This is a genomic window from Kocuria salsicia (assembly GCF_039532055.1).
Taxonomy (GTDB): domain Bacteria; phylum Actinomycetota; class Actinomycetes; order Actinomycetales; family Micrococcaceae; genus Kocuria; species Kocuria salsicia.
Map to the genome: position 1 here is coordinate 715,869 of NZ_BAAARF010000003.1, position 13,515 is coordinate 729,383.

The following is a 13,515-nucleotide window of genomic DNA, read 5'->3' on the forward strand; positions in this document are numbered from 1 at the left end:
TTCGACTCGTTGCTTCCACGCGGTGCTCCGCCCCTCGGTGGGCGGGCACCGGAACTCATTCTCCGGCTTCCACCGGAGTGACGGACACGACGTCCCGCACCACCGGCAGCTCGCGCAGCGCCTCCACCGTGGCCATCAGGGACTCGTGGCGGCCGCTGTGGGTCACCAGTCGCAGCAGGGACGTGTCGCTCTCGCGGGGGTCCTCGCTCTGCTGCATGGTGGAGATCGACACGCCGTGGTCCGCGAATACCTTCGCCAGCCGTGCCAGCACGCCCAGCCGGTCGTTGGCGGCCAGAGTAACGGCCAGCCGTGTGGTGACGTCGTCCATGCTCACGGCAGGAAGGGCCGCGTAGGGCTCCAGCGGGATCCCCGTGGCCCCCAGCGCGATGGCCCGTGCCGCGGAGACGAGGTCCCCGAGCACGGCCGACGCCGTGGGGTCACCGCCTGCGCCCTGCCCGTAGAACATCAGCGACCCGGCGTTCTCCGCCTCCACGAACACCGCGTTGTACGCCCCGCGCACCCCGCCGAGCACGTGATCGCGCGGGATCATGACCGGGTTCACCCGCAGGTTCACGCCGTCCCCGCAGCGCTCTCCCACGGAGAGCAGCTTGATGACGTAGCCCGCCTCCCGTGCCGCCGCGACGTCGTCCGCGGTGACCCCGGTGATGCCCTCGCAGTGAACGTCCGCGATCGTGTAGCTGGAGTGGAACGCCAGGGACGCCAGCACGGCGGTCTTGGCCGCGGCGTCGTGGCCCTCGACATCGGCCGTCGGGTCCGCCTCCGCATAGCCGAGTTCCTGAGCCTCGGCCAGGGCGTCGTCGAACGCGGCACCGGTGCTGTCCATCTGGTCCAGGATGAAGTTCGTGGTCCCGTTCATGATCCCCAGGAAGCGGTTGACGCTGTCCCCGGCGAGCGAGTCCCGCATGGGACGCACGATCGGGATGGCGCCGGCCACGGCCGCCTCGTAGGACAGCTGCGCGCCCGACCCCGCGGCGGCGTCCTGCAGCTCGCGCCCGGACTCCGCGAGCAATGCCTTGTTGCCCGTGATCACTGACTTCCCGGCCTTGAGGGCACGTAGCACGCGGGTGCGCGTGGGTTCGATGCCGCCCGTCAGCTCCACGACCACGTCCGCCCGGTCGATCACGGCGTCCGCGTCCGTGGTCAGCAGCTCCGGTGGCAGCTCCACGTCCCGGCGAGCGGTGACGTCCCGCACCGCGATACCCGTCAGCGCCAGCCGCACACCGGTGCGCTGCGCCAGCTCGTCCGACTGGGTGAGCAGCACGCGGGCCACCTGGGAACCCACGGTGCCGGCACCCAGCAGGCCGACCTTCAGGACGGGGGTCTCGCGTGCGGGGGCTGATGTGTTCATGGTCCTCGGGTTCCTTGGGAAGGGGGCTTCGGGAAGGGGGGGGTCAGGATGCGGGGCGCGCGTGCGCGGTGATGGCGCCCGCGGGATCGACGGCACCGGTGTCCCTGCCGAGCAGGTCCGTCACCGTCTCACGGCGCACGATCTCGCGCGTGGCACCGTCCGGTGCCACAGACACGATTCCAGGGCGCGGCAGCCAGTTGTAGTTGCTCGACAGCGCCCAGCAGTAGGCGCCAGTCACGGGGACGACGAGCAGGTCCCCCGCCGCGACGTCGCCCGGGAGGTAGACGTCCTTGACGACGACGTCCCCCGACTCGCAGTGCTTGCCCACCACGCGGCTGAGCACTGGGGCCTCGTGGGAGACCCTGTTGCCGAGCACCGCGGTGTAGTCCGCGTCGTAGAGCACGGGACGGGCGTTGTCGCTCATGCCGCCGTCCACGGAGATGTAGCGCCGCTGCACGCCCGGGGCCACGGTCACGGTCTTGACCGTGCCCACCGTGTACACGGTGCAGCCGGACGGACCGGCGATGTAGCGCCCCGGCTCGAAGGAAAGGTGTGGTGCGGGCAGCTCGGAGGCTTCCAGCGACTCGGCCAGCAGGGGGGCGAGGTCACCCGCGATGGCCGCCACCTCGCGCGGTGCGTCCTCGGCGGTGTAGGCCACTCCGTGGCCACCGCCCAGGTCCACCTCGGGCAGGACGACGTCCCAGCGGGCCGCCACTGCCTCTCGCAGCGCGAGCACGCGCTCGGCCGCCTGACCGAAACCCTCGGCGGCGAAGATCTGGGAGCCGATGTGGCAGTGCAGCCCACGCAGGTCGAGGGCGTCGGAGGCCTCCAGGCACGCCGCCACGGCCGTCAGCGCTGGAGAGTCCTCTCCGTCCCGCGCTGGGTTCAGGGAGAGGCCGAACTTCTGGTCCTCGTGGGCCGTGGCAATGAACTCGTGCGTGGAGGCGTGCACGCCCGGGGTCACACGGATCATCACCGGCGCGCGGGTGCCCCGGTCACGGGCGAGTCCTGAGAGCAGCTCGATCTCCGCGAGGGAGTCGACGACGATGCGCCCCACGCCCACGCGCAGGGCCAGCTCCAACTCTGCGGCCGACTTGTTGTTGCCGTGCAGCGCGATGCGTGCGGGATCGACCCCCGCGGCGAGCGCGACGGCCAGCTCACCCCCGGAGGCGGTGTCCACATTGAGCCCCTCCTCGGTGGCCCAGCCGACCACGGCGGTGGTGAGCAGTGCCTTGGAGGCGTAGAAGACGGCCACCTCGATGCCGAGGGGGCGCAGCGCATCCTCGAACGCCTCGCGGAACGCTCGGGCGCGCTCACGGAAGGTGCGCTCGTCGAGCACGTAGCTGGGCGTCCCGTACTGCCGCGCGAGCTCCGTGACGGGCACACCGGAGACGCACACGCACCCGTCCGCGTCACGGGTGTACTGGCGCGTGAAGACCAGTGGGTCTAGCTCCGCCGGGTCAGCGGGGACTGCCAGCCAGGCCGGTGCGAGGGGGTGGGTTTCAAAGGTTTCGGACACGGGTCACATCCTCTCGGGGGCGCTCACGCCGAGCAGGTCCAGGCCGTTGGCGAGGACCTGGCGCACGGCGTCGTTGAGCCACAGTCGACTGTGGTGGATCGGGGCCACGGGGTCCTCGCTCTGCGGCGTGACCCGGCACGCGTCGTACCAGCGGTGGTAGGCACCGGCCAGCGCCTCGAGGTGGCGGGCCACGCGGTGCGGCTCGCGGAACTGCGCGGCCTGCGCGACGACGGACGGGTACTGTCCCAGCGCCGCGAGCAGGTCCGCCTCGCGCGGGTGCTCCAGCAGCGCGGCGTCGAACAGGGACTGCCCCTGCTCGTCCGTGCGCGAGACACCGGCGGCCTCGGCGTTGCGGCTCACCGCGCACGTGCGGGCGTGGGCGTACTGCACGTAGAAGACGGGGTTCTCGTTCGAGCGCTTCGTGAGAACGTCGAGGTCGATGTCGATGTTGGAGTCCACGGAGAAGCGGGTCAGCGAGTAGCGCGCGGCGTCCACGCCCACGACCTCCACGAGGTCCTCCATGGTCACCACGGTGCCCGCGCGCTTGGACATCCGCACGGCTTGGCCGTCGCGCACCAGGTTGACCATCTGCCCGATCAGCACCTCGACGGCGTCCGGGGAGTCCCCGAGGGCCGCCGCCGCGGCCTTGAGCCGGGCCACGTAGCCGTGGTGGTCCGCACCCAGCATGTAGATGCACAGGTCCGCACCACGATCCCGCTTGTTCTTGAAGTATGCGATGTCCCCGGCGATGTACGCGGCGTTGCCGTCCGACTTGATGACCACGCGATCCTTGTCGTCCCCGTGGTCCGTGGAGCGCAGCCACCATGCGCCGTCCTTGAAGTAGAGGGAGCCGGAGGTCCGCAGCTGCTCCAGCAGGGTCTCCACCTGCCCGCCCTCGAAGAGCGAGTTCTCGTGGAAGAAGACGTCGAAGTCCACCCCGAACTCGTGCAGCGAGGACTTGATTTGCTCGAACATCAGCTCCACACCGGCCGCCCGGAAGACCTCCTGGGGGTCCTCCGCCTCCAGGGCGTCCGGGTGCAGCGCGAGCACTTGGTCCGCGATCTCCGAGATGTACTGGCCGCCGTATCCGTCCTCCGGCGCGGCCTCGCCGCGGGCGCGGGCCAGCAGGGAGCGGGCGAAGCGATCGATCTGATTGCCGTGGTCATTGAAGTAGTACTCGCGCACCACGTCCGCGCCCTGCGCGCCCAGGATCCGGGCGAGGGAGTCCCCCACCGCGGCCCAGCGGGTGCCGCCCAGGTGGATGGGGCCGGTGGGGTTGGCGGAGACGAACTCCAGGTTGATGGTGGTGCCCTTCAGTGTCTCCCCCGTGCCGAAGGCCGCGCCCTGCTCCACGATCGACTGGGCGAGCTCACCGGCCGCCGCGGCGTCGAGCGTGATGTTGAGGAACCCCGGGCCCGCGATGTCCACGGTCTTCACACCGGGCACCTGCGCGAGGCGCTCGGAGAGGATCTGTGCGACGTCCCGAGGGCTGCGCCCCACCTTCTTTGCCACCTGCATGGCCACCGTGGTGGCCCAGTCGCCGTGGTCACGGTTCTTCGGGCGCTCCACCTTCGCCTCGGGCAGGTCGACGCCGTCCACGACGGTGAGTTCACCGGCGGCCACGGCGTCCTGCAGGCATGCGGAGACGGCGGAGGAAAGTTCTTCAGGAGTCACTGTGACAGTGTAGCGGGGCAGGTGCATGCGGACCGATTCGCCGACCGTCACGCGCAGCGGTTCCCGCGGCCACGGACCGGTACGGTTCACACGCTCGCGGGCCCGTGCGGGCCCGGTTTGGTGCGGATTCGTGCACCGAGTGCACCTGGTAGTATCGTCGAGTCGTCGTTGCAGCCCGGATGAAACGGGTGGCGCACCTGACACGCCCGCGTAGCTCAGTGGATAGAGCGTCTGCCTCCGGAGCAGAAGGTCGTAGGTTCGAATCCTGTCGCGGGCACAAGGTAGGGCCCCTGATCATGAGAAACGCCGATCAGGGGCCCTTTTGGTGCCCGGAGTGAGTAGTGGCCAAGTACGCGTTGAGGTACGCAGTATGCAACGCGTCGCCGCCTGGATGCGGGTTGCCCAAGGGACGATGTACTTCAGGCGTAGAGTGAACTTGAAGATAGTCACATCGTTAAATGATTGCGACTGTTCCTCGGGGCGGCCATCGCTTCAAATACAGGCCTTTTCTCGGAGGTTTGTTCGTCAGAGAGCCGCGGAGGAAGGACAGTCCGTGGCGATGCGGATGCCATGGAACGTTATCGTCCGTACCCACTTGCTCTTGCGCACCTCACATGGCGACCAACGTCCTGCCCGGCACGAGACGCTCCAGGAGCGTGTTGAGTTGGGGTGTTCCGTCGAGGCTGCTCCCCACCCTGTGCTTGAACCGTCACGGGTATCCCCGCGTCGGCGAGCTCGGCAACGAGCGGGTATGTCATTGTGGGCAGCTGCCGAGGCGCAGATTCGCTGGCGACAGATACGCCGCAGCCCTCCTGAGCACCTCGTTGTCCTGCGCGAGGAGGCGGATCCGCTTCTTCAGATCCCGAGCCTCCGCCGCGTGTGCCGCAGCGTGACCAGGCCGATTTCCTTCTGCACCGTCGGCCTGACGGAGCCAGTTCTGCAGGGTCGCTTCGCTGATACCGAAGTCGGTAGCGATCTGTTTGATGGTGTCGCCACTCTCACCACTCTCACGGCGACGAGCGACCGCGATGACGTCCTCACGGAACTCTCCGGGATAAGGACCAGCCATGATGACATCCTCCCCGCCAGCGCCTCTCAACGCCAACGATCAGTTGACACCTATTCGTTCCCCACGCCCCTATTACCCGCTGCTGGTACCGACGACGCAGAAGGCCGTAGGTTCGCATTCTGTCGCGGGCACTTTCCATGCCCTCTTCACCCCGCCCGCGCACACGAACCTCCGCGCTGTGCGGGCGCCGCCCTTCGGGAGCGCAGGACCCCGTCGTCTCAGAGCAGTGTCTCAGCGCCGTTCGCGCCGCTGCTCCCGCGTCCGCAGGTTCGGGTGCAGCTGCAGCGGGTCGTACGCGCTGACGACGTCGTCCCCCACGTACTGCTCCTCCAGCAGCGCGTCCTCCGCCACCGGCTGCGGTGCGGCCGTGCGCCGCAGCACCACTCCCACGATCGTGAGGACTCCCCCGACCCCCAGGGTCCCGAAACCCAGGAGCACCATCGTCCAGCCCCTGGCGTTCAGCGGCTCTCCCCCGTGGTCGGCGGCCGCCCGGCCCAGGGCCACGAGCCCCTCGGGAAGCGTGAAGCAGCACACGAAGAGAAGGATCAGCCCCACCGCTGTCACGACGGAGGTGAGTCGTTGTCTGCGATGGGGCTGATTCACTGGGATCACCGATTCTCCGGTGCCACCTCCGCGGCGGAGGAGCCACCCGTTGGTGCGCCACCCGGTGCCACTGCTTCCGCGGCGGCGTTGGGCCCGGCGCTGCGAGCTGTCTCCAGAAGCGTAGCGTCATCCAGCGCGGGCTCGCCCGTGGCGGCCTGGAGCTTGCGGAACTCCGCGAGCAGGTCCGCCACCGTGGCGCCCCGTTTCTGCTCGGCGTCGAGCTCGAAGAGGATCCTCCCCTCGTGCATCATGATCAGCCGGTTGCCCAGCCGAAGCGCCTGCTCCATGTTGTGCGTGACCATCAGCGTGGTCAGGTGCCGCTCGTTCACGATCCGCTCGGTGATCTCCGTGACGTGCTGCGCGCGCTGGGGGTCCAGCGCCGCCGTGTGCTCGTCCAGGAGCAGGATCTCCGGGGCGGAGAACGTGGCCATGAGCAGCGACAGTGCTTGGCGCTGACCGCCCGAGAGCAGACCCACCTTCGCCCCGAGCCTGTTCTCGAGCCCCAGCTGCAGCGTCTTGAGCTCCTCGGTGAACTCCTGGCGCCGAGCCCTGGTCACGCCACGTGAGAGACCTCGGGAGAGTCCCCGGCGCTGGGCGATGGCCATGTTCTGCTCGATCGTCAGGGTGGGCGAGGAGCCCTTCATGGGGTCCTGGAACACGCGGGAGATCCACCTGGCCTTGCGGTGCTCGGGCAGGCGGGTGACCGTGCGGTCCCCCACCCTGATCTCCCCGCTGTCCGGGATGATCGTCCCGGAGACCGTGTTGAGCAGGGTGGACTTGCCCGCGCCGTTGGAGCCGATGACGGTGACGAAGTCCCCCTCGTTGACCGTGAGGCTCACGCCGTTGAGAGCCACCCGCTCGTTGACCGTCCCGGCGAAGAACGTCTTGCGGACGTCGGTGATGCTCAGCACGGGATCACGCTCCCTTCCGTGCGTCGACGGCGCCAATGGCCGCGGTGACCGGGTGCTCGGTGGTCGCGCCCACGTCGGCCTGGACCTCCTGGGCGGCTCTGAGCGTGCGGCGCCGCTTCCATCGCTTGAACACGCTCAGCTGCGGGAGCACCAGTGCGATCACCACGAGCACCGCGGAGATCAGCTTCATGTCCGAGGGGTTCAGGCCCGCCTGCAGCGCCACGGTGATGACCAGGCGGTAGAGCACCGAGCCCAGGACCACGGCGAGCGTGGCGACCACCACGGTGCGGGTCCCGAAGATGCCCTGGCCCAGGATCACGGAGGCGAGGCCCACCACGATCATGCCGATGCCCATACCGATGTCCGCGAAGCCCTGGTACTGGGCGATCAGCGCGCCCGCAAGACCCACCAGCGCGTTGGACAGGCACAGCCCGAGAATCTTCTGCCTGTCCGTGTTGACCCCGAACGAGCGGATCATCTCCGGGTTGTCACCCGTGGCCTGCATGGCCAGGCCGGCGTCCGTGTAGAGGAACCAGTCCAGCAGCACCTTGACCACGAGCACGCCCACCAGCAGGAGCAGCACTCCCCCGATGGTTCCCTGCAGCCCCACCTCGCGAAGCGGGGTGAAGACGGTGTCCTCCCTCAGCAGCGCGAGGTTTGCCTTGCCGTCCATGAGCCGCAGGTTCACGGAGTACAGGGCCGTCATGGTCAGGATGCCCGCGAGCAGCCCGTTGATGCGGGCCTTCGTGTGCAGCAGCGCCGTGATCAGCCCGGCCAGACCGCCCGCGACGAATCCCACCGCGGTGGCGAGCCACGGGCTGCCGCCGTTGATGATGACCATCGCGGCGGTGGCGGCGCCGCTCGTGAAGGACTGGTCCACGGTCAGGTCCGGGAAGTCCAGCACGCGGAACGTGAGGTAGACCCCCAGGGCCATGATCGCGTAGATCAGGCCCAGCTCGATTCCAGCGATCACCGGTGCTACTCGATGACCTGGTCGGCCTTGTCCCGCAGGCTCTGCGGGATCTCCACGCCCATGGCCTTCGCGGCCTTGACGTTGATGATGAGCTTGGTGTCCTTCTGGGACTCCACCGCCATGTCCGCGGGCTCCGCCCCGTCCTTGAGGATGCGCACGGCCATCTCACCCGTCTGCTTGCCGAGGTCCTTGTAGTTAAGGCCCTGCGTGGCCAGCGCACCGCGCTCCACGGAGTCACCCTCGCCGGCAATCAGAGGGATCTTCTTGGACTCGGCGGCGGAGATCACGGCCTCCAGCCCGGCAACGACCTTGTTGTCGGTGGGCACGTAGATCGCGTCCGTGTCGAAGGACTCGGCGGCCTGGGCCACCTCGGCCGTGGTGGTCACGGTCTTCTCCACGACCTTCAGGCCCTCGGACTCCGCGGCTTTCTTGGCCTCGTCCACCTGGATCTGTGAGTTGGTCTCGCCGGAGCTGTAGATGATGCCCACGGACTTGGCACTGGGTTTGAGCTCCTTGACCAGCTTGATCTGGTCCGCCACGGGGTTCATGTCCGTGGTGCCGGTCACGTTGCCGCCCGGCTTCTCGGCAGAGTCCACGAGGCCCGCGTCCACAGGGTCGGTCACGGCGGTGAAGAGCACGGGCTTGTCGGTGACAGCCTGCGCGAGGGACTGCGCCGACGGCGTGGCGATGCCCAGGATCAGGTCGTCCTTGGAGGAGGCGAAGTTGGAGGCGATGTTCGTGGCGGTGGCCTGATCCCCGGAGGCGTTCTGGACGTCGAGGGTGAGGTTCTCGCCCTCCTTGTACCCGGCGTCGTTGAGGGCCTGCACGAACCCCTCCCGCGCGGCGTCGAGGGAGGGGTGCTCCACGAACTGGGAGATCCCCACGGTGACGTCCTTCTTCTCGTCGGACTTCTCGTCACCGCCGGATCCGCAGCCTGTGAGCAGCAGCGCGGCGGCGGTGGCCGCCGCGGTGATCGGGAGCAAACGCTTCATGTGGGTGTCCTTTCCCCGCAGGATGAGTGGTGACTGGATATTACCTAACAATCGGTCGAAAAATGCGACGCAGCTCACATGTGAGGACAACGGGGCTCGTGACCTGGGCCGGAACCCCGTCACACTCGCGTGTCGGAGGCGACCCGTAGACTTCTCGATGAGATGACTGAGCCCAGCACCGCACCCCGCATCGTGTACCCGGAAGACCTGCCCGTCAGTGCGCGGCGGGAGGACATCATGGCCGCCATCCGCGACCACCAGGTGGTGGTGGTCGCCGGTGAGACGGGTTCCGGAAAGACCACCCAGCTGCCCAAGATGTGTCTGGAGCTTGGTCTGGGCGAGGGCGGACTGATCGGGCACACCCAGCCCCGCAGGATCGCCGCACGTTCCGTGGCCGAGCGGATCGCCCACGAGCTCGGCGAGCGCGTGGGCGACACCGTGGGCTACCAGGTGCGCTTCACGTCCGAGGTGGGCCGGGACTCCCGGGTGAAGCTGATGACGGACGGCATCATGCTGGCCGAGATCAGCCACGACCCCACGCTCTCGCGCTACAACGCGATCATCATCGACGAGGCCCACGAGCGCTCCCTGAACATCGACTTCCTGCTGGGCTACCTGCGCCAGCTGCTTCCCCAGCGTCCGGATCTGAAGATCGTGATCACCTCGGCGACCATCGACCCGCAGCGCTTTGCGGAGCACTTTGCGCAGCCGGATCCGCTTCACCCGGAGGCTGAGCTTGAGCCTGCCCCGATCATCGAGGTCTCCGGACGAACCTACCCCGTGGAGATCCGCTACCGGCCGCTGAGCCAGGAGCGCAGCGGGGACGGCGGAGAGGACGAGGAGGAGACCGGGGACGGGCTCGCGGACGAGGACCGGGACCCGATCGACGCGGTGTGCGACGCCGTCGTCGAGCTCTCCCGGGAGCCCCGCGGGGACATCCTCGTGTTCTTCGCGGGCGAGCGGGAGATCCGGGACGCCCAGGACGCCCTGCAGAAGGTCATCGACTCCCACCGCTCGCTGGCCGGGACCCAGATCCTGCCGCTGTTCGGCAGGCTGTCCATGGCGGAGCAGAACCGGGTGTTCTCCCCCTCCTCGCACCGGCGGATCGTGCTCGCCACCAACGTGGCCGAGACCTCTCTGACGGTGCCGGGGATCAAGTACGTGGTGGACCCGGGTACGGCGCGGATCTCGCGCTACTCGGCCCGCACCAAGGTGCAGCGGCTGCCCATCGAGCGCATCTCGCAGGCCTCGGCGAAGCAGCGTGCTGGCCGCAGCGGGCGCACCTCGGACGGCGTGTGCATCCGGCTGTACTCGCAGGAGGACTTCGAGTCCCGCCCCGAGTTCACGGACCCGGAGATCCTGCGCACGAATCTCGCGGCGGTGATCCTGCAGATGATCTCCGTGGGCGTGGTCTCGCAGCCCTCGGACATCACGGAGTTCCCCTTCGTGCAGAAACCGGACGCCCGCGCTGTGAAGGACGGGGTCCTGTTGCTGCGCGAGCTCGGTGCGCTGCGGGGTTCCGGGGACCCGCACGAGGACGACGCCGCCGCGTCGTCGTCCTCCGCACGGCAGCGTTCCCGGCGTGGTCGCCGCGGCCGCGGTCCGCGGGGCGGGGAACGGGCGAAGGGCCCGCTCACCCGCACGGGCGAGATCCTCGCCGCGCTGCCGGTGGACCCGAGGCTGGGCCGGATGATCGTGGAGTCCCAGCGCCGCGGCTGCGTGCGCGAGGTGCTCGTGCTGACCGCCGCGCTCACCGTGCAGGACCCGAGGGAGCGCCCGCTCGAGAAGCGCCAGGCCGCGGACGAGTTCCATGCGCGCTTCCGTGACAAGACCTCAGACTTCCTCTCCTTCGGGCTGCTGTGGCAGTACCTGCAGGAGCAGCAGGACGAGCTCTCGTCCTCCCAGTTCCGCAAGCTGTGCCGGCGGGAGTACCTGAACTTCCTGCGGATCCGGGAGTGGCAGGACCTCTACGCCCAGCTGCGCCAGATCGCGCGGCAGGTGGGCATCGACGCCGGCGGCTCGCGCGAGATCGACGTGGCCGCGAACCAGGACGCCGTGCACAAGTCCCTGCTCTCCGGGCTGCTGAGCAACGTGGGCGTGCGGGACGAGCGCAGCCGGGAGTACCGGGGCGCGCGCGGCACACGCTTTGCGATCTTCCCGGGCTCCGCCCTGTTCAAGAAGTCCCCGGACTGGCTCGTGTCCGCGGAGCTCGTGGAGACCTCCCGGCTGTGGGCGCGCACCAACGCGGCCATCTCCCCCGAGTGGGTCGAGGAGATCGCCCCGCACCTCGTCAAGCGCAGCTACTCCGAGCCCCACTGGTCCCGCTCCCGCGGTGCGGTGATGGCCTCGGAGAAGGTCACGCTCTACGGCCTGCCCCTGGTGAGCGAACGGCCCGTGCTGTTCTCCTCGATCGACCCCGCGCTCTCGCGCGAGCTGTTCATCCGCCACGCCCTCGTGGAGGGCGACTGGCAGACGCGCCACACGTTCGTGAAGCGCAACCGCCGGGCACTCGCGGAGGTGGAGGAGCTCGAGAACCGCATGCGCCGCAAGGACCTGCGGGTGGACGACCAGGTGCTCTTCGACTTCTACGACGCCCGCGTCCCCGAGAAGGTGGTCTCCCAGCGCCACTTCGACTCGTGGTGGAAGAAGGCTCGCCACGAGGACGAGCACCTGCTGGACCTCACACCGCAGGACCTGATCGCCCCCGAGGCTCCCGCGCTGGACACGGAGTCCTTCCCCCGCTCCTGGACGGTCTCCACCCCGGACGGCGAGCTCAGCCTCGACCTCGACTACGAGTTCGCCCCCGGCGCTGACACCGCGGACGGGGTCACCGTGCGGATCCCCGTCCTCTTCCTGGACCGGCTGTCCCCCGAGCAGTTCGAGTGGCACATCCCCGGGCTGCGGGTGGAGCTCGTGACCGCCCTGATCAAGTCCCTGCCCAAGGCCGTGCGCCGCAACTTCGTGCCCGCCCCGGACACCGCCGCGAGCGCCGTCGCCCGCCTGGACGAGGAGTTCGACCCCGCCCGGGACTCGCTGCTCGCCTCCCTGGCCACGGTGCTGCAGCGCCTGCGCGGGCACACTGTCACGGCCGCCGACTTCCACCCGGAGGCGCTGCCGCCCCACCTGCGGATGCGCTTCGAGGTGCGCGACGCCCGCAATGCCGTGCTCGGCCGCGGGGACGACCTCACGGAGCTCAAGCAGCGGCTGCGGCCCAGGGTCCGGGAGGCGCTCGCGGCATCCCTGGGCGGCGCCGCCGCGCAGCTCTACGACGCCGCCCACACGGACGACGCCGCCGCGGGCACCGGAGGCCGGCAAGGCAGCGGTTCCGCCGACTCGGGCAGGCGGTCGCGGGGCTCACAGTCAGCAGGGGCGGGCACCGGCAAGCCGGGCTCCCGCGACGAAGCCCGCTCGGGCTCGGGACGACGTCGCCCGGGCGGCAACGGCACCCAGGACACCCCGCCGACCGCGTGGCTGGAGCGCTCGGACCTCACGGCCTGGCCGGAGCCGGACCCGCCCCGCAGCGTGGAGACGCTCGTGGCCGGTCAGACGGTTACCGGCTACCCCACGCTCGTGGCCGTGCCCCCGGCGACACCGGGAACCGCGGAGGCCCCGCGCGTGGACCTGCGGATCCTGAGCGACCCCGAGGAGCAGCGCGCCGCCCAGCGCGACGGCGTGATTGCGATGCTGCAGCGCGTCCTGCCCCCGGTGCACCGCTACGTGGTGGAGCACCTGAGCCAGAAGGAGCGGCTGATCTTCACCCAGAACCCGCACGGTTCGGTAGAGGCGCTAATCCACGACTGCACCGTGGCCGCGATCGACCGGCTCGTGCCGCAGGAGCCCCCGTTCACCCGCGAGGAGTTCGACCGCGTGGCCGAGCACGTGCGCGCGGAGCTCATCGACACCGTCTTCGCTGTCACCTCGCTGGTGACCACCACGCTCACGGAGGCCACCACGGTACGCAAACGGCTGAAGAAGCCCGGCTCACTGGGGGCTGTCGCCGCCTTCAAGGACATGTCGGAGCAGGTGGACCGGCTCATCTACCCCGGGTTCGTGGCCCGGACCGGATGGCAGGCCCTGCAGCACCTCCCCCGCTACCTGGCCGGGGTGAACGGGCGGCTGGACAAGCTCTCCGGGCACCTGCAGCGCGACGCCGTGGCCATGCAGACGGTGCACGACCTCGAGGCCGAGTACCGCCGTACCCGTGAGGCCGTCCCGGCCACCGTGCCGGTGCCCGCGGCGCTGACCGCCGTGCGGTGGGACCTCGAGGAGCTGCGCGTGTCCTTCTTCGCCCAGGAGCTCGGCACCGCCCACTCGGTCTCGGAGAAGCGGATCCGCAAGAAGCTACGCGAGCGCTCCTGAGCAGGGGCCCACGGTCCGCCGACACCGGAGCCCCGGGATGACCCGG

9 protein-coding genes and 1 tRNA gene are annotated in these 13,515 nt (G+C 69.5%); 2 read left to right on the forward strand and 8 right to left on the reverse strand.

The window, feature by feature from the left end; translation table 11 throughout:
- Window positions 1-55 precede the first annotated feature (55 nt).
- Genes ABD264_RS03160 through argS form a run of 3 tightly spaced genes read right to left on the reverse strand, consistent with a single transcriptional unit; the run spans window position 56 to window position 4,562 of the window.
- Window positions 56-1,369: a homoserine dehydrogenase gene (locus ABD264_RS03160; protein ID WP_144942465.1), complete on the reverse strand. Its 1,314-nt coding sequence runs from the start codon at window positions 1,367-1,369 to the stop codon at window positions 56-58.
- Window positions 1,370-1,412: 43 nt separating this feature from the next.
- A complete protein-coding gene (lysA, locus tag ABD264_RS03165) occupies window positions 1,413-2,888 on the reverse strand; it encodes a diaminopimelate decarboxylase (RefSeq protein WP_344204134.1) in 1,476 nt (491 codons plus the stop codon).
- Window positions 2,889-2,891: 3 nt separating this feature from the next.
- Window positions 2,892-4,562 carry an arginine--tRNA ligase gene (argS, locus tag ABD264_RS03170; protein ID WP_055084964.1) on the reverse strand — a complete coding sequence of 557 codons (1,671 nt, stop codon included), beginning with the start codon at window positions 4,560-4,562 and terminating at the stop codon, window positions 2,892-2,894.
- Window positions 4,563-4,766: 204 nt separating this feature from the next.
- Between argS and ABD264_RS03175 the strand changes: the two genes are divergently transcribed.
- Window positions 4,767-4,839 (forward strand) — tRNA-Arg (locus tag ABD264_RS03175).
- Between the two features lie 477 nt (window positions 4,840-5,316).
- Here ABD264_RS03175 and ABD264_RS03180 read toward each other — a convergent pair.
- The 5 genes from ABD264_RS03180 to ABD264_RS03200 all read right to left on the reverse strand — a co-directional run bounded on the left by ABD264_RS03180 (window position 5,317) and on the right by ABD264_RS03200 (window position 9,110).
- Window positions 5,317-5,631 (reverse strand): transposase, encoded by a 315-nt coding sequence (locus tag ABD264_RS03180; protein ID WP_295107781.1) that lies wholly within the window; start codon window positions 5,629-5,631, stop codon window positions 5,317-5,319.
- Window positions 5,632-5,862: 231 nt separating this feature from the next.
- On the reverse strand, window positions 5,863-6,234 hold the full coding sequence (locus tag ABD264_RS03185; RefSeq protein WP_260983325.1) for a hypothetical protein: 372 nt from the start codon (window positions 6,232-6,234) through the stop codon (window positions 5,863-5,865).
- A gap of 5 nt (window positions 6,235-6,239) precedes the next feature.
- Window positions 6,240-7,145 (reverse strand): ABC transporter ATP-binding protein, encoded by a 906-nt coding sequence (locus ABD264_RS03190; protein ID WP_144942179.1) that lies wholly within the window; start codon window positions 7,143-7,145, stop codon window positions 6,240-6,242.
- Window positions 7,146-7,149: 4 nt separating this feature from the next.
- Window positions 7,150-8,118, reverse strand: coding sequence for an ABC transporter permease (locus tag ABD264_RS03195; protein ID WP_295107778.1), 969 nt, complete (start codon window positions 8,116-8,118; stop codon window positions 7,150-7,152).
- 5 nt (window positions 8,119-8,123) lie between these two features.
- On the reverse strand, window positions 8,124-9,110 hold the full coding sequence (locus ABD264_RS03200; protein ID WP_145009413.1) for an ABC transporter substrate-binding protein: 987 nt from the start codon (window positions 9,108-9,110) through the stop codon (window positions 8,124-8,126).
- 162 nt (window positions 9,111-9,272) lie between these two features.
- On the opposite strand from ABD264_RS03200, the gene hrpA reads away from it, so the two are divergent.
- Window positions 9,273-13,469 (forward strand): ATP-dependent RNA helicase HrpA, encoded by a 4,197-nt coding sequence (hrpA, locus tag ABD264_RS03205; protein ID WP_344204146.1) that lies wholly within the window; start codon window positions 9,273-9,275, stop codon window positions 13,467-13,469.
- The last annotated feature ends 46 nt before the right edge of the window (window positions 13,470-13,515 follow it).

Bases quoted from the DNA above. Each gene is read 5' to 3' on its own strand.
- hrpA (WP_344204146.1), top strand. From the start codon at position 9,273: ATGACTGAGCCCAGCACCGCACCCCGCATCGTGTACCCGGAAGACCTG.
- ABD264_RS03160 (WP_144942465.1), bottom strand. From the start codon at position 1,369: ATGAACACATCAGCCCCCGCACGCGAGACCCCCGTCCTGAAGGTCGGC.
- ABD264_RS03200 (WP_145009413.1), bottom strand. From the start codon at position 9,110: ATGAAGCGTTTGCTCCCGATCACCGCGGCGGCCACCGCCGCCGCGCTG.
- ABD264_RS03180 (WP_295107781.1), bottom strand. From the start codon at position 5,631: ATGGCTGGTCCTTATCCCGGAGAGTTCCGTGAGGACGTCATCGCGGTC.